This is a genomic window from Nocardiopsis sp. iso_186, from assembly GCF_056173365.1.
In genome coordinates this window covers 5,390,456-5,411,131 of record NZ_CM149670.1, presented here as the reverse complement: position 1 = coordinate 5,411,131, position 20,676 = coordinate 5,390,456, and the positions used below count along the sequence as shown (strand labels likewise).

Annotated in this window: 17 protein-coding genes; 3 read left to right on the top strand and 14 right to left on the bottom strand. The window is 66.6% G+C overall.

Annotated features, from left to right (window positions below; genetic code table 11):
* Window positions 1–142 precede the first annotated feature (142 nt).
* Window positions 143–1,585 (top strand): hypothetical protein, encoded by a 1,443-nt coding sequence (locus tag AC0VYP_RS23645; RefSeq protein ID WP_475471913.1) that lies wholly within the window; start codon window positions 143–145, stop codon window positions 1,583–1,585.
* A gap of 847 nt (window positions 1,586–2,432) precedes the next feature.
* Here AC0VYP_RS23645 and AC0VYP_RS23640 read toward each other — a convergent pair.
* The 6 genes from AC0VYP_RS23640 to AC0VYP_RS23615 all read right to left on the bottom strand — a co-directional run bounded on the left by AC0VYP_RS23640 (window position 2,433) and on the right by AC0VYP_RS23615 (window position 8,381).
* Window positions 2,433–3,704 (bottom strand): Dyp-type peroxidase, encoded by a 1,272-nt coding sequence (locus tag AC0VYP_RS23640; RefSeq protein WP_475471912.1) that lies wholly within the window; start codon window positions 3,702–3,704, stop codon window positions 2,433–2,435.
* Window positions 3,691–4,215 (bottom strand): copper chaperone PCu(A)C, encoded by a 525-nt coding sequence (locus AC0VYP_RS23635; RefSeq protein ID WP_475471911.1) that lies wholly within the window; start codon window positions 4,213–4,215, stop codon window positions 3,691–3,693. The genes AC0VYP_RS23640 and AC0VYP_RS23635 overlap by 14 nt, the downstream gene beginning before the upstream one ends.
* A complete protein-coding gene (locus AC0VYP_RS23630) occupies window positions 4,212–4,847 on the bottom strand; it encodes a copper resistance CopC family protein (protein WP_475471910.1) in 636 nt (211 codons plus the stop codon). Before AC0VYP_RS23630 ends, AC0VYP_RS23635 begins: the two co-directional genes overlap by 4 nt.
* A gap of 8 nt (window positions 4,848–4,855) precedes the next feature.
* Window positions 4,856–5,755: a COG1470 family protein gene (locus AC0VYP_RS23625; protein WP_475471909.1), complete on the bottom strand. Its 900-nt coding sequence runs from the start codon at window positions 5,753–5,755 to the stop codon at window positions 4,856–4,858.
* 65 nt (window positions 5,756–5,820) lie between these two features.
* The gene (locus AC0VYP_RS23620; RefSeq protein WP_475471908.1) at window positions 5,821–7,356 is read right to left on the bottom strand and encodes a long-chain-fatty-acid--CoA ligase; all 1,536 of its coding nucleotides are present in this window, start codon (window positions 7,354–7,356) and stop codon (window positions 5,821–5,823) included.
* A 44-nt stretch (window positions 7,357–7,400) separates the two neighbouring features.
* Entirely contained in the window at window positions 7,401–8,381 is a 981-nt protein-coding gene (locus tag AC0VYP_RS23615; protein WP_475471907.1) for an alpha/beta fold hydrolase, read from the bottom strand.
* A gap of 355 nt (window positions 8,382–8,736) precedes the next feature.
* Here AC0VYP_RS23615 and AC0VYP_RS23610 point away from each other — a divergent pair, with 355 nt between their 5' ends.
* The gene (locus AC0VYP_RS23610) at window positions 8,737–10,017 is read left to right on the top strand and encodes a lipopolysaccharide biosynthesis protein (protein WP_475471906.1); all 1,281 of its coding nucleotides are present in this window, start codon (window positions 8,737–8,739) and stop codon (window positions 10,015–10,017) included.
* The gene (locus AC0VYP_RS23605) at window positions 10,014–11,129 is read left to right on the top strand and encodes a glycosyltransferase (protein WP_475471905.1); all 1,116 of its coding nucleotides are present in this window, start codon (window positions 10,014–10,016) and stop codon (window positions 11,127–11,129) included. Before AC0VYP_RS23610 ends, AC0VYP_RS23605 begins: the two co-directional genes overlap by 4 nt.
* 53 nt (window positions 11,130–11,182) lie before the next feature.
* On the opposite strand, the gene AC0VYP_RS23600 is transcribed toward AC0VYP_RS23605, so the two are convergent.
* From AC0VYP_RS23600 to scoE, 8 genes are all read right to left on the bottom strand, one after another.
* Window positions 11,183–12,217, bottom strand: a complete 1,035-nt coding sequence (locus tag AC0VYP_RS23600) for a glycosyltransferase family 2 protein (protein ID WP_475471904.1) — start codon at window positions 12,215–12,217, stop codon at window positions 11,183–11,185.
* A gap of 163 nt (window positions 12,218–12,380) precedes the next feature.
* Window positions 12,381–13,460, bottom strand: coding sequence for a serine hydrolase domain-containing protein (locus AC0VYP_RS23595; RefSeq protein ID WP_475471903.1), 1,080 nt, complete (start codon window positions 13,458–13,460; stop codon window positions 12,381–12,383).
* Window positions 13,457–13,669 (bottom strand): hypothetical protein, encoded by a 213-nt coding sequence (locus AC0VYP_RS23590; RefSeq protein WP_475471902.1) that lies wholly within the window; start codon window positions 13,667–13,669, stop codon window positions 13,457–13,459. The genes AC0VYP_RS23595 and AC0VYP_RS23590 overlap by 4 nt, the downstream gene beginning before the upstream one ends.
* A complete protein-coding gene (locus AC0VYP_RS23585) occupies window positions 13,666–15,837 on the bottom strand; it encodes a hypothetical protein (protein ID WP_475471901.1) in 2,172 nt (723 codons plus the stop codon). The genes AC0VYP_RS23590 and AC0VYP_RS23585 overlap by 4 nt, the downstream gene beginning before the upstream one ends.
* A complete protein-coding gene (locus AC0VYP_RS23580; RefSeq protein ID WP_475471899.1) occupies window positions 15,834–17,831 on the bottom strand; it encodes a glycosyltransferase in 1,998 nt (665 codons plus the stop codon). The genes AC0VYP_RS23585 and AC0VYP_RS23580 overlap by 4 nt, the downstream gene beginning before the upstream one ends.
* Window positions 17,828–18,619 (bottom strand): glycosyltransferase family 2 protein, encoded by a 792-nt coding sequence (locus AC0VYP_RS23575; protein ID WP_475471898.1) that lies wholly within the window; start codon window positions 18,617–18,619, stop codon window positions 17,828–17,830. The genes AC0VYP_RS23580 and AC0VYP_RS23575 overlap by 4 nt, the downstream gene beginning before the upstream one ends.
* Window positions 18,612–19,190, bottom strand: coding sequence for an FcoT family thioesterase (locus AC0VYP_RS23570; RefSeq protein ID WP_475471897.1), 579 nt, complete (start codon window positions 19,188–19,190; stop codon window positions 18,612–18,614). The genes AC0VYP_RS23575 and AC0VYP_RS23570 overlap by 8 nt, the downstream gene beginning before the upstream one ends.
* A complete protein-coding gene (gene scoE, locus AC0VYP_RS23565; protein WP_475471896.1) occupies window positions 19,180–20,061 on the bottom strand; it encodes a (3R)-3-[(carboxymethyl)amino]fatty acid oxygenase/decarboxylase in 882 nt (293 codons plus the stop codon). Before scoE ends, AC0VYP_RS23570 begins: the two co-directional genes overlap by 11 nt.
* Window positions 20,062–20,676: the final 615 nt, after the last annotated feature.

Below are 20,676 nucleotides of genomic sequence, written 5' to 3'. Positions count from 1 at the left end.
GTCCCGCGTCGGCGAAGTGAACGCCGCTTCCTCGCCGTGACGCACTTTTCCGCCGCGCATCGCACTCCTGGACCTGTCGGCAGCCCCAAGGGACCGTCTCCGGGACACCGTTTCGCGGAGACGACACCTATCGGAGTCCGCGATGAGCACGGCACCGAGTCGTGAGGACTACGAGCGTTGGCACATGGGCCGATGCGTGCGCTGCGCACGATACGCGCACATGGCCGCCAACTGGGAAGGACTGGTCTGTCGGACGTGTTGCGAGAAAGCCGCACGCGTTCACGGTGTCTGCCCCGGTTGTGGTGTCCGTCGCCTTCTGCCGGGGCGGTTGGACGGGGCCGAGGCCTGCCGCGACTGCGCGGGCATCACTCGTGATTTCCGCTGCGTCCGTTGCGCGGAGGAGGCCCACCTCATCGGCGACCGGCTTTGCGAGCGCTGTTCGCTCTCCGACCGGCTCACGGAACTCCTCGCTCCCGGTGGGCAACGCCCCAGGACTACCCTGGCCCCGCTCCACCGGGCGGTCGTGGCGATGCCCCGCCCCAAAAGCGGTCTCGTCTGGTTGCGCAGTCCCAAGGTTCAGGCGATCCTGGCCGACCTCGCCACCGGTGCTCTGCCCCTGAACCACGAAGCCTTTCACCGCCGCCCCGACTGGCGGGTCGCCGCCCACATGCGTACGCTCCTCATGGACTGCGGACTGCTCCCCCGACTCGACAGGCGACTCCTGGCCTTCCAGAGCTGGTCGCACCGGCTCCTCGACGAGTTGTCCGACGACGCGGATCGCACCCTTGTGCACCAGTTCGCCGAGCGCGTGCATCTTCCCGCCCTGCGCCGACTGGCCGACCACAAGCCATTGACCGAGGCAGTTGTCAGCGACGCCCGAAAAAGTCTCGCCCGGGCCCACGAGTTCCTGCGCTGGACAAGGGAGAACGGTCTGGCACGCGACCGTCTCACCCAGGACGATGTCAACCGTTGGAACGTCACGCATCGGCCCCACGAGCGCCGCTTCGTGCTCCGGTTCCTCGCCTGGGCCGCACAAGAGGGGCACGTACCGCCCGGGCTCGGCCTGTCACGCGACCGCGAACATCCTCATCGCGCGTCATCCGTCTGCTCCCAACTCCTGGGCAGGATCGCCCACGACGACTCGGTGCCCCAACAGACTCGCGCCGCAGCCTGCCTGACCCTCCTCTCCGCCCAGCCGGCCTCCCGGATCGTCCGGCTGACCGCGAACGACATCACTCATGACGATGACAAGGGGGTTTTCGTCCGCTTCGGTGACACACCCCCCGTCCACGTTCCCGCCCCGCTCGCCGGTCTTCTGCTGAGTCTTCGGGAGCAGCGGGAGGGCGAGGTGGGAACGGCCGAGCCGGTCTGGCTGTTTCCCGGTCGCCGGGCAGGTCAGCCCTTGCACCCCAGGAGCCTTGCCGACCTCGTCCGTGGCTGCGGAGTTCCCCCGGTCACCGCTCTGCGCCGGATCGCCGCGCTGGACTCCTTCCGTGGCGATGCCCGGCTTTCCTCCTCGCCGCCGGAGCACACTGAACGCTTCGGCGGTGGCGGAGGTCCGCCGCACTCCGCCGATCCCGCGTAGGGGTTTCCAGCGTTCGGACGACACCACGGCGGCCTGTTCGGCGTCCACGACGAGAGGCAGACCGACCGAGCAGTGCGTCGAGGACGGGAAAGAGCATCGGGGCCCGCACCGGAAGGGCGGCGGGTGGACAGGTCGGGGCCGGCCCCCGTGAGAGTTTCCGGATACGCCCAGGAGCCCCGGCGTTCGTCCTGTGCAGACGGGGACGGAAGGTGCTTCTCGCCGAAAGGTGTGCGGCAAAGAGGGCTTGTAACCCCGGCGGTTCGCTCCTCGCGTTTCTTCGACGGCTGAGGGCACCCGTGTTCTCGAAGAGGCCGCGCTGCCCCTTCGAGAACAACGGGTGCCGGACGCGGCGACAGCGTCCGTTGAAGAAGTCGTCCGCATAGTCGGATTGGTTCCCCCGATCGCCGCTTTCGCGATTCGAGAACGGGCGGCCCTGTCCCGGCGCGCCGGGGTTTGAGAGGCAAGGAGGTCGGGGCGGCTGTCCGGACCGCCCGGGATTCACAGGCGAAAGCGCCTTGCTATTCCGGGAGCCGTACCCGGCAGGTGAGGGACCGATCGATCCTGGGCGACCGGCCCGCTGCCGACAGAGCGCAGACCGTCACCGGTTATCGGTGAGCCGCTCCTGTCCCCCATGAGACCGGCACCCGGCAGCGGCCGTGCCCACCGGAAATATCTCGCAGCCGCCCCCACCGTCGTGCCGGGCGGGAAAAGCGACAGCTGTGCTCCCAGTTAGTGACGCCTCCCACCGAACCCCGGACACCTGGGTGCCCGGATCGTTCGCACGCGCGCGATCCTCGATTCCCCGAACAGCCTCAAAAGGCTGGAGCGAGGTTCGACGCTCCCACCCTCAGTCGGCGAACAGGGTTTCACCGATGAAACCGCCCTCGGCACAGCCAGGAGGAATAGCGAAAACCGCCGACCCGATCGGGACAATCCACTCGTTCAGAAGATCCAGTTCGTCCAAGCGGGACTGAACAGGAACGAACTGGGTCGTCACATTGTGCTGGAAGCTCGTGAAGACCATTCCGGACTCACTGATCTGGTCATCCGTGGGCTCCGAATCGTAGTTGTAAGCCCTGCGGAACATCCGTTCGTGCGTATCCTCGGAACGAGCCCGCCTGATGTGGGAGAACTCGGCAATGACGGGAAAACCGATCGGGGTCGTCGCGTCGAAGTCCGGCTCGTCGTCCTCCTTCTCCCCGGTGAGCGGGGCCCCCGAATCCATGAATCGCCCGACCGACTGCTCCCTGCCGGAGCGGTCGAGCCGGTCCCATTTGTCGAGCAGCATTTCGATCCGCCGCACGACCATTCCGGTCCCGCCCTCGAGCCAAGCGGGGTTGGCCCGAGGCCCTTCCCAGACGACACCCGTGAAATCGGAGCTTTCCGGTTTCATGTTCACCGTCCCGTCGAGCTGCCCCAACAGATTGCGCTGTGTCCTGCCCGGGCGTTCAGAGCCGTAGGCCCTGCGGAAACCTTTCTGTACCCAACGCAGTTTCGCGAAGGTCCGGGTGTCCTTCAGCAGCATGCGTGTCGCGTGCGCGAGTGTGAGCGGATCGTCCGACGCCACTTGGAGGAGGAGGTCCCCGCCGTTCCAGCGATCCTCCAACCTGTCGGTGGAGAACGCGGGAAGGTTGACGAGCCAATCGGGTGCGGCCTTCGGGTTGACACGGTCCACGAGTTCCCGGCCGAAGCCGAACGTGATCGTCAGGCGCGCGGGGACCAACGCCAGTTCGGGTTCCGAATCCGCGAGCGCGTATGTGCCCTGGGTCAGGCGCGCGGAGTCCTCGGTGAGGATGGTGAGCATCCGACGGATGTCGTCCTTGGCGGTTCCGTCGTCAAGGGTGAGCGACACGAGCGCCTGGTGGGTCTGCGGGATCATTTCGATGCCCGCTTGGTGTTCACCGTGGAACGGGATGGTCTCCGCGCCGTTGGCGGTCTGGGCCGCCACCAGTCCTTCGGCGTGGGCACGGTCCTGTCCGGCCGCCGACATCCGCTCGACGCCGACCATCGCGGCAGCGCCAAGACCGACGGAAGCCCCGCCGAAGAGGATCGAACGTCTGCTCAGGGGGGCCTTTCCGGGCCCATCCGACTCAGCCGGGGTCTGGTCACTCTTCGACATAGGTCTCGTTGGCCCCTTCGTAGTCCTTGGCCGGTGAGGTGAAGCGGTACGCCGACCCGTCTTCCAGCTCGAGGGCGAACTCGACCTCTTCGCCGGCCTGCAGAGGGGAGACCACGTCCATGAGCATCAGATGGTTGGCCCCGGGCTGGAGCACGTACTCGGCCCCGGCCGGGATGGTGAACCCGCCCTCCTTCTCACGCATGATCATCTGTCCGTCGGCGTTTTCCACCGTCTCGTGAAGTTCCATGATGGGGGAAACGTCGGAAGTCGCCGATACGACGCGTACGTCCTCGTCGGTGTTGTTCACCAGCACCCCGAACGCGGCCGTCATGCCGTCGTCAGCGGCTTTCGTCCACGCGTCCTTGATGACGATGGGGGAGTCCGCCTGCGTTTCGGATGCCGTTGCGGGAGGCTCCGAAGAGGCGGTTTCGGCGGCGCAACCGGATACGGCAGCGAACACCGCCGCGGCGAACAGGGCCGCCAGAGCGCGGGGCCGGATCGTCTTGTTCATTCCTTTTCGCCTTTCGCGTGTGGGGAACTGGGCACCCTGGTCAGGGCCAGGCGCCCGAGGATGAAGATCAGTGCGCCGCCGAGCGCGCCGCCGAGCACGAACAGACCGGTCCGTGCCAGTCCGGACGAGTCCGAAGTCTGCCCGGTGGTCCCTTCCAGGGCGAACTCGCCCTGGTTCTCGTTGTCCGGTACGGCGGTCGGCTCCGCGGCCTGCGAGGGTGCCGGGATGGGAGCCGCTCCGGTCGTGTCTCCGACAGAGAAGAGGAAGCTTTCGCTGATGGGGTGGCCGTCACTTGAGATGACGCGCCATCTGACCTGGTAGTGGCCGTCGGGGAGAGCGTCGGAGACCGTTTGGATGACTGCCTCCTGCTCGCCCCGGGGCTCCCCGACAGCCCAGTCGCGTCCTTCGGCGTCCATCACCATGATGATGGCGCCCATGTCGAGCGGAACGGCGGTGAACTCCAGAGTGATCTCTTCCGGTGCTTCGGCGAGATGCTCGTCGAAGGCGGGATATTGCCATTTGACCCGGTCGTGGGCGGAAGCCGAAGTCGGGGTGAGGACAAGGAATGCCACCAGGAGCGAGACGGCTATCCGTTTCACCGGACGGAGGGCACGGGAGGTATTTCTTGACATCGATTCTTCTAACCTTTACGAGGTTTTTCAGGGGTTTCGAACCGGATGCGAAGAGCCCGCCGTTTCGCGTACACCCATGATCCGAAAAGAGCGAGGGCCGCACCGAGCACGAGTGACAGGGAGAGCCAGGGGAGCACCGTCTCGGTGACGCCTGCGGCCTGAAGCGTGTACGTCTCAGTTGAGCCGTCGGGGAGCGGGTAAGGGACCTCGACACGTGCTTCAGGGGAGAGAAGCCCCAGAGGGGGAAGGTCGCTTACCGCGTTTTCGGAGATCGCGTCCCCCGGGAGCAGGACCACTTCCCGGGTTTCGGAAAGCGCGACGAAACCGCTGAAGAGCGTCGCGATACCGAACTCGAGTTCACCGGACACGAGAATGTTGCCGCTGTTCTCGAGGCGGAAGCCGAGGTCCTGCTCGTTTTCGGACAAAGGCCAGTACGGCGATCCCGGTGCGTCGAGCCACGATTTCGTCAGCTCCAGCCCGCTGTCCCTCTCCCCTGGGATACGGAACAGCAAGGGGACGATCGTTCGCCCCCGCCCCGAATCCGAGATCGCGATCACCGCCGCCGCATGGTCCCCAGGCTTCGCCGAGTTCGGGGTGTTGACCTGGACCGGCAGCTCCGTTGCCGTGCCGGCGGCGAGTGTGACCTCTTGCCCTTCGTCCCGCAGCGAGATCCACCCGCTCGGATCGAGCAGATCGACCTCGCCCGTCGCCTCCAGGCGGCCCTGCTGCGTGGTGACCCCACTGGAAGAGAGAGCAAAGGTCCGGTCCTGGCCGGTGTCGTTGCGCAGCGACAGCGTGACCGCGGTTCGAGTCCCGGGGTAGGCCTCCACCAGCGCGAACCCGGCCAGGGTGGGCACCTCATCGGGGATCGTCAGTCCCGACTCGTCGGCGTCGGCCGCGGAAGGCATCCCCGACAGGAGCACACCTGCGCCGACCGCCAGGGGGAGGAGCAACGCCCTCTTCCACCACCGCATCAGTTCACCTGCCGGGATCGACCCTGCCAGTGCCGATCCCGAAGCTCGCGTCGTAGGATCTTGCCGCTGGGGTTCCTCGGGACCGTCGCGACGACTTCGTATCGTGAGGGAAGCTTGAAGTCGGCGAGCCGTGTCCGGAGGTACAGGGAGAGCGAACGCGTGCTCGCCCGCTCTCCCTGCTTGAACGCCACGTACGCGTGGACGGCCTCGCCCGCGGTTTCGTCCGGTACCCCGATGACGGCGGCGTCGGCGACCGAAGGATGACCGTTCAGGGCGTTCTCGACCTCGGCGGGAAACACGTTCTCCCCGCCGACGAGGATCATGTCCTTCACCCGGTCCTGGATGTAGAGGTAACCCTCGGAGTCCAGGTATCCGGCGTCACCGGTGCGGACCCATCCGTTGACGAGCGTGGACGCGGTGGCGTCGGGAAGCCCCCAGTACTCCAGCATCGCTGCTGGGGTTCGCAGATAGACCTCACCTGTGACTCCTCGGGGGAGCGGGGCGCCGTCCCCGTCGAGGACCTTCACGTTGACGCCGGGGTAGGGGCGCCCAGCGGCGCGCAGGCGTGCCGATCCAGTCACGTGCTGATCGGGGGGCAGGCAGATCGCGGTGTTGCCGGTCTCGGTCAATCCGTAGATCTGCGCGAAGGCGCAACCGAACGTGCGTGTGCACTCCTCCAGCAACGACTCGGCGATCGGTGCGCCGCCGTAGACGACCTTCCGGAGGTTCGCGAATTCACGGGGGTCGGGGCGAAGCGCCAGGATCGAGCGCATCATCGCGGGGACGAAGATGGCCGTGGTCACTTCGGCCCCCTCCATCAGTTGACGCGCGTCCTGCGCGTCGAAGGCGGGGAGGACCGCGATCGTCGCACCCGCGTGGAAGGCCTGGGTCCCGTACCAGAGACCCCCGATGTGAAACCCGGGGATGCCGATGAGGGCCACATCCCCTTCCCGCCAATCGATCCAGTCGAGGTCTGCCTCACCCAGAGCGTTGCGGATCGCGAAGAAGCTCTGGTGCGCCAGCACCACCCCTTTCGGGAGGCCGGTCGTGCCGCTCGTGTAGAGCTGGGCCACGGGCGTCCGCGGCGTCGCGATGAAGCCCCCGGTGTCGGGTTCCTGAGAGTCCCGTAGGGCGGAGTAGCCGGCGCCGGTTGTGATCTCCGTCCGTCCGGTGGCCCCCCGCAGGGGGTGGTCGTCATCGAGAAATACGACCCGCGCCCCGCTGTCGGCGAGGATGTGCTCCACTTCCGGGGCCGTCAGCCGCCAGTTGACCGGTACCAGTACCGCCCCGATCTGGGCTGCCGCGAACAGGACTTCCCAGTAATCACTGGACTCCTTGCCCAGGTAGGCGACCCGATCACCTGAAGCCGCACCGGCCGCTTCCAGGAGCCCGGCGGCGCGTCGGCTGCGCTCGTGCAGCTGCCGGTAGGTGACGCTTTGGCCCGAGAGGGTCCGTATCGCGTCGTGGGAGGGGTGGTGCTCGCTGTGGAACGCCAGACTTTCCGGCAGCGTCGTGAGGTGGGGATGGTAGATCAAGGACTGTCCTTCGTCCGTGGGTGATGCCGGGCTGTCGAGACCGATCACGGAAGCTCTTCCGCCACGATGCGCAAAAGGTCGGGCTCGCCGAGCAGAGAATGGTGATCGCCCCTGACGCGCCGTACGCGCGGCCCCGGGCCCGGTGAGCGTTCCCACGCGTCGGCCTGATCCGCGTTCTGGTCGCTCACCAGCACGACCGCGTTCTCGGGTACTGGGGGGACCCGGTGCCTGTTCTGCGTCCGTATCGCCTGTTCCCAGAGTGCCGCCTGCTGGGTGGGGGCGTCGTACTGCACGATCCCGGCGGTCAGAACGCGTACGTGCGTCCCGAGGCGTTCGCGCAGTGGCGGTCGGCCTGCGGGCGCACCGCGGTAGTCGGCGACGGAGCCGCCCCCAACGGTCCTGAGAACGGTGTCCAGCAGCAGAACGCGTTGCACGTCCACACCGCGTGCGGTGAGCAGTTCCGCGACGGCGAGGGCGATGTGCCCGCCGAACGAGTGCCCGACGAGCGAACAAGGTCCGGCGGAGTGCAATCGGAGAACGTCGCGCAGATGCCTGCGCGCGTGTTGCGCCACGGTCCACGACGGGAACGACCGTGATGTGAAGCCGTGCGCGTGGAAGGCGTGCACGGCCCGCTCGTGACCGACCGCCGAGGCCAGTCCCAGAAAGGTCACGCCTGTCGCACCCGCGCCGGCGAAACACAGCAACGGCGGTGCGCTTGGTCGCGTGGGGGCGGCGAGGACACTGTGGGTGGACGCTCCGGAGGCGAAGTCCTCTTGGCGACGACGTTCGACGCGCTGTGCGAGCTCCGCGAGCGTGGGCTGCCCCACGAGCAGGTCGGCTCCGATCCCCAACCCGAGACGCCGCCTGAGACGCAGGACGACCTTTTCGGCCGCCAACGATGTTCCCCCCAGGTCCGCGAAGGTGTCGTCACGCCCGATCGGGTCGATGCCCAGTACATCCGACCACGCCGTCGCGAGTTCGCGCTCGAGCGCTGTCCGAGGGGGTGGGACCGCGTCGTCGTTCATGAACCCGGCCCCGGGAACAGGTGCGTGCCGAGTGGGGGGAGACCGGATCGGGGGCCCGCGGAGCGGCCGACGTGGTGGCCGACCGCCTCCGAGAGTCCGCCGCCCGTCATCTCGGCGCCGCCGGCATCACAAGGACGCACAGTCGGCAGGAGGGCGGGCGGGCGGGAAGCGGGAGAACGGGGTGATCGCGTTTCCGTGGTTCACCTGAAGGCCGAAACAACGCATGACCCACCCATCCGGCACACCGGGTGCCCCTCGAGACCGGTTCCCGCAACTACATGGGCGCAGCATTTCGGGCCGACTGACAGGCCTATAGTACTACAATGCGTAGTATGAGCACTATTGTTACGACCTGGTGAAAACCGACCGCGAGGTCCCATCTGCGGGGAACCGGCGCGCCCGGCGGGGATTCGCGCTGGAGATCGACTTCGCGAGCCTCTTCCTGTCCAGTGCGTCAACGGCGTTCCTCGGCGTCGTCTTCTGGATCTTCGCGACACGCCTCTACCCGTTGCCCGCGGTCGGCCAGGCGACCACCATGATCACCTCGGCGACAATGCTGGCGACCATCGCGAACATGAGCATGGGGGCCCTTTTCGAGCGCTTCCTGCCCCTCGCCGGCGACAAACGCGCCAGGCTGGTCGCGGCCGGGTTCGGCGTCTCGGCGGGGCTCGCCGTGATCTTGGCTTCGGCATTCGCGCTGTTGGGGCCGCGCGAAGCACTGTTCCCCCATGCCTGGGCAGTGCTCGTCTTCATCACGACCGTCGTCGCGCTCGCCGCGTTCGCCCTCATGGACTCCGTCCTCGTCGGACTGCACCGTGCCAGGTGGGCGGCCGTCAAGAACGTGATCCACGCTGTGGCCAAGCTCGCCGCGATCGTCCTTCTGGCCGGGACCGGATCGGGGTTCGCGATCGTCCTCGGATGGGTCGTTCCGGCGCTCCTCGCGGTGCTGGTGCTGGAAGGGTTGCTCATCGCCGTCCGGAGGTCCCTTCGCGACAGCGGTCCATCCGGGTTGCCCCCGACACGCTCGGTCGTGGAGTACGGATCGGTGTCGCTGGGATGGATGCTGGCGCAGACGGTTCCGGGGCTGCTCCTTCCCGTCCTCGTCTTCGACATCGGGGGGGCGGTACAGGCGGCGTATTTCAACATCTCCTGGACCGTCGTCGCTGCTTCCCTCATGGCGATGTCGCTGACGACGGCCCCCTTCGTCAGCCGGTGCGCACGTCCTGGGGCCGACATCCCCCGTCTGACGCGATCCTTCATCCGCATGCTGGCGATCATCAGCCTGGTGCGCGGAGTCGGAGTCGGAGTCCTGGGGCCTTTCGCGTTGTACCTCTACGGGAGCGAATTCGCCGCCGCGGGCACACCACTGCTCGTCCTCATGGGGATCGCGCATCTCATCTCGGGAGTGGGTTACCTCTACGGGAGTCTCGCGCGCGTGTACCGCCGTATCGCCTATCCCATGACGGTGCAGGCGATCGGTGGACTGCTGCTCGTCGTGTTCACCTGGGCCTGGCTGGAACCCCTGGGGATCATCGCGGTCGGCTGGGCGTTCCTCCTGCACGACGTTCTCGTCCTGTTCGCGGCGCTTCCCCCCTTGTCAACGCTGTTGCGCAAGGCGCTGAGGAGCCGGGCGTGACCCGGCGAAACGTGGTCGTCTGGCGCTTGGAGGTCCTCCACGGGTCCGAGACCTTCATCCGCAACCAGGTGAACGCCCTGCGGGAATGGTCGCCGACGCTCCTCGGGAGTGTGCGGGTGGAGTCCGCGCTCTCCCGCGAGAGCGACCGGTACGTCTTCGGCCGAGGTCCCCTCGGCCGCGTGGGACTCGCCCTTGCGGCTTTGAGCGGCCGGTCCTCCGCTGTACTCACCGAGGTCGCGAGGTCTCGTCCCGCCCTGATCCACGCGCACTTCGGCAAGGACGCGTGGATGGTCCGCGCCGCTGCCCGTCGGCTCGCGATCCCTCTCGTGGTGACCCTGCACGGATACGACGTCACCGCCCTGCCCTCGCTCCCCGGATGGCGGGGAGCGGTCGCGAGGTGGCGGCTGCGCCAGGTCCTCGCGGACGCGGACGCGGTCGTCGCGGTGTCGGACTTCATCCGTGAACGGGCTCTTTCCCACGGGGCCGACCCCGGGCGCACCCACGTCCTGCCGATAGGAATCCCGGTGGGACGGGACGGGCCCCAGCAGGAGAAGGTCTGGGACGTCATCTTCGTCGGGCGCTTCGTCGGGAAGAAGGGCGTCCTCGACGCGGTGGAGGCGGTCGCACGCCTCCAGGAGAACCGCCGCGGACGCTCCTTGTTCGTCGGCGACGGTCCGTTGCGCGAACAGGCCCGTGCCCACGCCGCCCGACATGGCGCCGACATCACCTTCCCGGGTTCCCTGCCGCCCGAGGAGGTCCGTCGTGAACTGATGCGATCCAGGTGTTTCCTCGGCCCCTCCCGACACGCGCCGGACGGTGACGCCGAAGGGCTGGGGATGGTCTTCCTCGAGGCCGCGGCCGCAGCGGTCCCTGTTGTCGCCTATCATCACGGTGGTGTCCCCGAGGCCGTTGTCAACGGCAGTACGGGACTACTGGTTCCCGAAGGGGACGTTGACGGTCTCGGGCGCGCCTTGGAGAGGGTTCTCGACGACCCTCCCCTGGCCGAAGGATTGGGGCGACGCGCCCGCGAGTACGTCCGGTCGCGTTTCGACATCGACAGGTGCACGCCCCTGCTCGAGGAACTCTACGACCACGTCGTCGGAGGCCCGTGACGTCCGCGCTTCTCCAGCCGGGGGCCGGTTCCGTCGAGCGAGGCGAAGGCCGCTCACAGGAAGTAACGCCGCGCCGTACGGTAGAAGGGGGCGAAGAAGGGGCCGGAGAGCTTGAGCAGCGCGGCATGCGCCGCCAGTGAAGGACTTCGGCGACATGCCTCCAAGACGGCGCTGAACCGCAGCAGAGGAGTCAGGCGCTTTCTGGTCCTTTCGGCTTCGTCCCTGTCCCATCCCTGGTGGACGGGTGTCGTGCAGGCCGGGACGATGTGGAACCACAGCCGGAAGTATTCCTTCAGTCGCCGTTCCCGACGCCCGGATCGGATGCGTGCCCCCCACCTGCGCAGCGCTTCGTCGCAGCAGTGCTCCACGTTGTTGAGGTTCAACAGCGAGCCGGTGCTGATGGAGCCCGACCGTTCGACGTAGCCATAAAGGACCTGCGGGACGAAGGTGACCCGTTCGGCCAGTTTCAGGGCGTCGAGAACCACGAGGAAGTCGTCCTGCGAACTCAGTCGTCTCCGCTCGGCCGACGACAGCACATCGCGATGGAACAGCTTGTTCCACAGATAGCCGCGGATCGCGCCCGTGAGGACCAGCTCGGCGAACTCCAGCGAGGCCACCGTCGTCTCGGTGTCGAATCCCTCCATGGTCCACCGACGACCGCTCGCCTCCAGACGCTCGGCACGACAGCAGACGATCTCCGCCCCTGTCCTCCTTGCGGCTTCCAGGAGGACGTTCACAATGCCAGGGTCCCACTCGTCGTCCACATCGCAGAACCAGACGTATCGGCCGCGAGAGGCCTCGAACCCTTTGGAGCGGGCGTGGGCGGCCCCGACCTGGTTCGAAAGCGGGACGAACCGGGCGCCGACTTCTTCGGCGTGCCGCTTGAGCAGCGCAGCCGTCCCGTCGTCCGAGGCGTCGTCCACCAGGATCAGCTCGTGGCGGCACTCCAACGCCGCCAGCGCCCGCAGGGCGGACGTCAGGTAGGCCGTCGCGTTCCTGGCGGCCACGATCACGCTCACCAGGGGAACGGCGCCCTCGGACGTCTCCGTGGGATCGTGCGTGACGTCGCTGCCCGGGGAGGCTCCCACGGCCGTGCCAACGGACCGCCCGCACGGTTCCGGTCCTCCTTCGCGGCCGTGCGTGTGAACTTGGTCCGCCGCGCGGCCCCGGGCCTCCCGTGCGCTTCCCCTGCCCGGGGCGCGGTCGCGATAACGCACAGGGCCGGGGACGGTGCGCTTGTCCGGTTCCAGCTCATTCATCGCCTTCGACGAGCCTCCACACCAGATCCTCGACGGGCGTCGCCGTGTCCGAGAGGACGACGACCGCGCGACCCTCGCTGGGAGCGATCGCGATCATGCTCGCGAAACCACCCGAGAAACCGGTTTTCCACGCGACGTTCCCGTCGCCGGTGCGGATGTTCCACGTCAACCCGTCCGACTGCTCCTCCCCGCCGTCGGTGACCGGTTCGCGGGCGTTCACGCCGGGGCCGGCCGCCTCGGTGCGTTCCGTGTCCACGAGGAGCAACCGCTCGGCATACGCGCACATGTCTGAGATGGTCGAGACCCCTCCTCCCGCAGGCGCGTACGCACCAAGGTTCCACGGCACGACCCGCCGACCGTCCTCGTCGAACCCGCGCCGGCGGTTGCGGTCGTCGGAACTTCCGAGCCGGGTGTCCGCCATCCCGAGAGGATCGAGGACGCGAGCCCGCAACAACTGCGGATAGTCCGTTTCGGCCGCTTCCGCGAGCGCGATCCCCAGGAGCGCGACACCGATGTTCGAGTACGAGTAACTTCCCCGTGACAGCAGAGGATCGGTCTGCGCGCGGTCGAGGAGTGCGGACTCGTCGATGTCATGAGGGGTCCCGCCGAACACGTTCTCCGTCCACCATCCCCGTACCGTCGTATCGTCCGGTACGTTGCCCCACTCGCTGAGACCGCTTCGGTGCGTGGCCAGTTCGAGGAGCGTGACGTTCCCGACCTCTCCCGACACGTCCAGGACATCGCCGAGCCTCGTCTCCAGGGCGACCTCTTCGCGCTCCACGGCCATCACCAGCAGCTCGCCGGTAAAGGTCTTGGTCAGCGAGGCGATCTCGAAAGAGGTGCGCGGATCCGCACCGATGGTCGCGGTACGGGTTCCTTCGGCCGTCGCCACGCACAGCGCGGCCGCGTTGCGCACTCCATCGAGTTCGTCCTGAGCCACCCGCCTCAGGTCCCGATCGCCGGACCCGCTCCCGGCGAGAACCGGAGCCCGGTCCCCGGTCACCGTCCCACCGACGGCGACGAGGGCGACGACGGTCACAAGGGCCGCTCCCAACAGGCGTCGTCCGCTCACGACATGACCCCCAGGCGCAGGAGCAGGAGAGCACAGCCGGCCAGGGCGCTGAAGGTGAGCGCGGCTGTGAGCAGCGGACGCGATGTCGCCAGGGACACCACGCGTGGTCCGGGGCCGGATCGTTCACGCACCAGGACCGACACGAGATAGAACCCCAACGCGGTGGCAGAGACCAGGCCTGCGACCGGGCCGATGAGCATATCGATCATTCCGTGGTCTCCTCGGGGGCGACATGGACACGGCGAAGAACCGTGACGTGTTCCGTTCGAAGCTCGACTTCGTACCGACCGGTCACCAGAAGCATCGTCGCGACATGGTCGAACCAGTCCGCAGGTGCACCGTTCACGATGTGCTCGTAGCGTGCGCGCGACTGGGAGAGAAGGACGTAGTCGGGGTCTGCCCAGAGCAGCCTTTCGAAGGGTGTTCCTTCCTCACCCGCGATATCGGCTGTCCAGACCTCTCCGACCCGTCCGGCGCGAAGTACGCCCTCCGTGGCAAGCGGCCATACGGTGCTGTGCGTCACCGCTTGGTCAAGCACCGTGCGGGCCGCGACGACGGTGTCCGCGGGGTTGCGCTCGAAGGCGGTGTTCACCCCCCGAGCGGTCGTACCGATCGCGTACATGACCACCAGGACTGTCGTGAGCGCGATCGCGGCCGTGGCGGCCCGGGCCCGGAGCAGGCGGCCCAGGGCGACAGCGGTGAGCACCGCCAGGACGGGAAGGGCGTAGAGAAAGACCCGAAGGACCACTTCTCCACCGTAGGGCTGGGCGAGGACGAGGAACACCGGAGCGGCGACCAACGCGGCCGTCGCGGTCATCGGGAACCGTCGTCGGCTGAGCAGCCACCCCAGCAGGCCGCCCACCACGAAGACGAGCGACCAACCGATGCGCAGCCTTTGCATGAGTTGGTACCCGGGGTCTCCCTGGACTCGATTGGTGACACCGGCGTCGAGCACCTCCGCGGGCTGCCAGAACCCGTTGATCAGGACCGAGAGATGGCCCGTCCACCAGTCGCCCGCTCCGAAGGCGAACCAGACGGCGAACACCACGGCCACCGCGAACCAAAGCGTTCGCGACCGGACGGAGCCGGTGGCGGCCAACAAGGCGAGACCGAAGATCAACGCCACGGGGGTCAGTTGATGCGACACGACCATGGCCGCAGCGAGGAAAACGAGAAGCATTTCGACGACGACGGATCTACGCCGTGACATCCCGGGGGGAAGCGAAGGGGTACGGGTCATCAGGATGCGCAGTCTCTGGAAGGGGTTCCCCTTCGCAGGGACGACGGAGGCGTCGGCGGTCTGATGGAACAACACGGCGATGATTGTCACGAACAGCATCAACGCGATCGACTGGGGAGAGAAGTAGTCCTGTTGGACCCAGTTGCCGCAGGTGTGGAGCAGGACGCCGAGCCACGCCACACGCTCGCTCCCGCTTATCGCTCGCCCGAGTGTGTACAGCGGAGCGATGAGAAGCGCACCGATGACCGCGGGGTAGGGGACGAGCAGTGCAGAGGCGTCCGTGAGCCCGCCCCAATCGACGACCGCCGCCGCAGCAGTGAAGAACCCCGGCCAGCTGAACCGGGCATCGGTGGCCTGGAGGAGCGCTCCCGACCGGGATATCGCTTCGACGAAGCCGACATGTACATAGCTCGTTCCGACGACCGCGCCGCCGTCCGAGAGAGACACGAAGGTGGTGATCATGGCGATGAGGACGGCAGCGCACGAGAAGAGCAGCGTGTGAGGAGTCCGACCGCTTCGGAGCAGTCCCCCTACGGCGACGGCGACGACGATCGACAGGCCCGCGAAATACTGCCACGGGAGAACCGGAGCGAGCCCGAGAGCCCCCACTCGATCGAGGTCAACGTCGTGGACCGCCCAGATCCACAAAAACGAGGCCGCGACAATGGCAAGCCATGGGGAGAGCTCCCGGATCGTCCCGGCAGTGGTCGGTTTCGACCACCCGCTCCTTCTCTGCCCAGGAGCGTGCCGCCACGCGGTGGGGACAGCGGCGACGGTCGTGACCGCCAGGAACGACGCGGCCAACGGAGGGTTCCACGATCCTGCGGTGATCTGGACGACGGTCGTGAGGATGAGTGCCGCGATCGATAGCGCTGGGGCGAGCCCCAGCCACACCGCGCGGTCGCGCGGGAAGAGCCTGATGGCCACCGGGACACCTGGGCCGGCGAACACGAAGAGCACCGCGAACGCACCCCGGCCGGGAAAAGCGGCATCCCACCAGACGAGCATGGGAAACAGGACCGCGAGCGTGGTCGCCACGACGAGCGCGGCACGTTCGAGGAGTCCGTTCGTGGGGGTCTGTGAGAGTCGGCCGCCCTGCCCGGACGAATGAGGGGCCGACGACGTGGTTGTGCTCATGGCCGTCTCCTGAGTTGACGCGAACCACTCGAGAAGGCTGCCGCCATGTAGAGGAACGGACCGGCCAGGTATCCGATTCTTTCACGAGTGTCGAGTTCGCGGGGGTAGTCGATTGGTTTGCGATGATTTTTCGGTGATGTCGGGGACAGCAGTATCCGTGCGGCGAAGGGCAACCGCGAGACGATCCGCAGAGCCGCGATCGGACTCGACAGCGCGTAACGCGTCACACTGGCGGCCATGCCCGATCCGTAACCGAACATCTGTTCCCGCAGGGAACCGAACGTCGTGCGGTGGTGGTGACGGACAAGGGCACGCGGTTCGTAGCGGATGGTGCCTCCGGAGAGGACCACCCGACGGAACATGTCGAGATCCTCACCCCCACGCGTCAGGGAGCCCGCCCCGAGCGCTTCGGCGAATCCCCCGAGCGCCACGAGCACGTCCCGCCGAAAAGCCATGTTGTTCCCGGAACCGAATTCTCCAGCGGAGTAGGGGAAGAGGGGACCGCGCCGGCCTCGGGCGTAGGTTGTCTCCGGTTCACCCCGGGGCGGTCTGCGAGCACTCCATTCGAGCGCGTTCTCTCCTTTGTCGAAGCCGACACCCAGTTCGAACCAGCGCTCCGGATCGCTTCCGGTGGCTGCGGGGAGGACCCTGCCGGTGACGCATCCCAACCGGGATACGGCTCCTGTCCCCCACACGCCGAGCAACACCGAGAGCCACGCCGGATCGGGGATGGCGTCGTCGTCGGTGAAAGCGATGATCGGAGCCCGGGAAGCGGCCACCGCGCGGTTGCGTGCGATGGAGAGTCCCTTGTCCGGCTCGTTGACGACACGCATCCGTTCGTCGACGACCGCCCCCAGCGCATGTCGGACTCTTCCCGAACCGGGATCGTTGTTGACGACCACGAGCTCGAAATCCGGCTCCGTCTGTGCGAGCACGGCTTCGACGGAGGCCTTCAGGTGCGGGCTGTCGCCGAGCGTGCAGATCGCGACACAAGCGCGAGGAACCGGGGCGGCGCCGCTTGGCGGGCGGCCGGCCTGCGGGCGCCGGTTCCGTGCGAGCGACCCGGTCGTGTAGCCCATCGTCGTCACGGCCAGGCCGAGCAGACTGGCTGCCAACCGCGCCCCAGCCGCCCCGTCCCCCTGAGCGAAGGCGAGCGCGTCACGGCCCCAAGCACGAGTGAGCGTGTTCCGTACGTGGGAGGCCTCGGCGGCCAAAGCGCGGGTGGACCGCTCTGTCACACGTGCGACGTGCGCTTTCGAGTGGCCTTCCCAGTAGCAGCGCTTGAAGAAATACGCCAGTCGTTGCCGCGACACCGGAACACTGTGGACGACACCCCAGGCGGGATCGCGGAGGACCTGCGATCGTGCCTCGGCCGCCGTGATCCGCAATGCGAGTTCGGTCTCCTCGCCGCCGACCGGGTGGGTACCGACGCGGCCGAGTTCTTCTCCGAAGAGGCCGACGGAGACGAGGACGGAGCGGCGCACCGCCATGCACGCGCCGATGGGGTTGCGGATGGGGGAGCGTATGGCAGGCAAGCCCGTGTAATCGCATCCGACGACCCACCCGAACTCTGGGGGAAACCAGCGGGGCCGATCCGTCGTACCCTCCCAGCCGGGCACCACCCTGCCCCCGAGTACCGCCGTGCCTCGATCGGCGAACGCGTTTCGCACGGTTTCGGCCCACCCGGGCAAGGGGACCGCGTCGTCGTCGAAGAAGACCACGATCTCTCCGTGTGCGGCGAGGGCACCTGTGTTGCGGGCCCCCGAAAGACCGCGTCCTCGATCGCTTTCGATGACCTCGACCTCGGGCAGCGCGCGGTAATGCTGACGGAGTCGGGCCGCCAGAGCGGTGTTGTGGTCGATGACGAGCAACAATCGTTCCCCACGGCACAGTTCGGCCACGACGGCGCGGACGGTGCGCTCCAGACCCGTGACCCGCGTCTCCGTGTAACTGCACACCACGACGTCGATCGACGCCTCTGTCGAGTTCGTCATCGGCGCTGTTCGTTGCTTCCGGTGGATGCGGGGCCGACCGCAGGGACGGCCGGTGGCGACGGTCGGTCGCGTCGGAAGCGTTCGTGGAACAGGGTGCGAAGGACCCGGCGACCGTCTCGCCACGCGTGCAGGTTGCTTACACCGTGGACGCGTTCGCGCTCGTGGCTGGGAACCTCGACGACCGCGACGCCGGCGCGTGCCACTCGACAGTTGATGATCGTCTCCACCTCGAAGCCGTCGCCCCATTGCATTTCGCCGCCACTGGGCTGTGGATCCGGAAGGTCGATGACCTCGAGAACCTCTCGGCGAAAGGCGTTGAAGCCATAACAGAGGTCGGTGTACCGGGTGCCCAGGAGCAGATTGGCCAGTGTCGTCAGGCCGCCGTTGCCGAACCATCTGAGCGCGGTGATGTCGTCGCTTCCCCCGCCACCCGCGCGGGTTCCCTTCGCGAAGTCGGCGCCGGCCTCGACCGCGGACACGAACCGTCCGATCTCCTCGGCGTCCGCGGAGCCGTCCGCGTCGAACATGACGATGATGTCGCCGGTGGCCACTTCGAATCCGCAGGCCAGGGCGTTTCCCTTTCCGTAACGGGTCTGCTCGACGAGTTTCGCGTCAGGGCGTATCCGTCTCAGTAGCTCCCTGGTCCGGCGGTAGCGCGCTCCCTCCACGACGATGACCTCGCACGAGTCCGGGATGGAGGGGAGGACCTGCTGAAGGTTGTCGTGTTCGTCCAACGACGGAACGACGACACTCACCCGCTTGTGGGGGATTTCGGGTGTTTCATTCATGGGTGATCGGAGTTTCTCCTGAGCGCGGAACATTGACCAACGCCAGCCCGACATTTCCTTTGGCTCGGCCCCCCGTGCCGTCCCAGAACCGAACGGATGTGTCGAGTGTCAACATCCCTCGGGACAACGTTCGGGTTCCGAAAGAGTCGATACGGAACTCCCCGTGGAAACCCCGTGCGTTGATCGGCCGGGAGTAGACACTCGAAAGTTTATGAATGAGGAAATCCGGGAGCTGGCGTTCCCAGAAGTCCTCCACTGTCCATTCCGAGAATTCCGGTGCCAATCCGCCCGCGATGATCGCGGCTATGCTGTAGTACATCAGCTGGTTGTAGCAGATCACGAACTCGGCCGCGTTGAAATGGCCGGTGTCGTCGATATAGCAGGACTCGTCGATGGCGAATTCGCCCTCACCGACGAGCGCGCCATCAATAGAATTGATCCGTGCGCTGCGCAGATAGATACACTGCTTTGCCCGGTAGGGGTCCAGTACGCGATGGAGAAGGGTGTCCCTGTCGTTGACCCAGACCCCGTCCTGTGGAACGTGCCGGCCGTGCATGATCTCAGAGTGCATTGGCGTACAGGGGAAAATTGTCGAGGGCGGTGACACGGTGCGAGACCGTCGCCGCAGGGGTGGTGGTGTGGAGGGCCCGGTGGATCAATGTCCGGTTGTCCCAGATGACGATGTCCCCCGGTTCGTAACCGTGTTGGTAGATGTTCGGATGTGAGAACCCGGTGTCCAGCTGGCCGGTCGCCTCCAGCAAATCGTCCAGCAGGCCCGGATCGTCGCTCCCGTGCAGGTTGACGGTGAATCCTTCGCTGATGAAGAGGACCGACTCACCGGTCACCGGATGCTCCATCACCGTCGGGAAAGTCACGGGAGGTGTGCGTTCCTCGACTTCGCGAATGATTTCCCCGAGCGGACGGTAGACGTCGTCAGGGCGAATTTTGAAGAATTTACGGACACTGTGCGATGCGGTTGTGCCGGCCGCAGCGTCCTTCAATTCCTGTGGTAGGGACTGATATGCCTTCGCCATGTCGATGAAGAAAGTCCCTCGATTTCCGGGTGGAAGCACTTTTGGGGCAAAAATAGTGAAAGCGAACGGTTGCGGCATGAACTGGTAGTCCGCATGCCAGAATTTTCCTGTCTTGGGGACACCGATTTGCTTCCCGGCCTCCGGGACGTTCGAGGAAACAAATATTTCCTGGAACTCCGGATGGTGGTACATGGGCTCGTGGTAACTGACCAGCTCTCCGAAAAGTTGGCCGAGGCGCACGAACTGCTCGGGCGTGATGTCGTGTTGCTCACGGACTACCATTACTTTTTCGTGGTAGACGTGATTTTTCAGAACCTCGACTTCCTCTGCTGTGACGGTGTCCGGGTCCAGTCCTGAGACGGTGACTCCGATTCCGGTCGTGTTCTCCGTGATTTTTCCGAAACCCATGGAAACGCCTTTGTCGATTGAAACGGTTAATCGCATGAACGGTAAAAATGATTAAAACCAGGTTGCGCATGGGATTCTCGTCGTCGGGCTTCTCCCAATGGTGAATTTTTTGGGCAGGGGTTGAGGGCTGAGTGGTTGACAGAAGCACTCTGCTGCTTTGTGCGGCCGGCCTCTCTTGCTGTCCGAGAGGTCCGTCTACCGACGGCTGCTCCTGATGTCGCCGGGGGCGGGCCGAGCCAACGGTTGCGCCGTGCTCCCGATGACGACCGGCCTGCCAGCCGGGCCGGAAGAGGACGGCGCTGGGAGTGCGCTGGAATCGGGGAGCGACGATGCCGTACGTTTTCCCGCCATGGGGCTGTGTCCTATGGGTGTGGAGTCTCCAGGGTGGTACGACTTAGAAGTCGGCTCTGCGGCCGGTCCGGTTCCCGACATCAGATGTTTTCTTTAACTTGAACACGATATGTACCTTTGGTCTGTTCGCGAGAGACCGGGCGGCGGGTTGTAACCCCCGACTCTGGGGGCAGGGGACACGTGCCTCGTTCGGGACGGCAATCCCACGCTCGGCGCGGATGTGCCCGTTGACCGCACGAGGGCGGGCGGTGCGTCACATCCTGC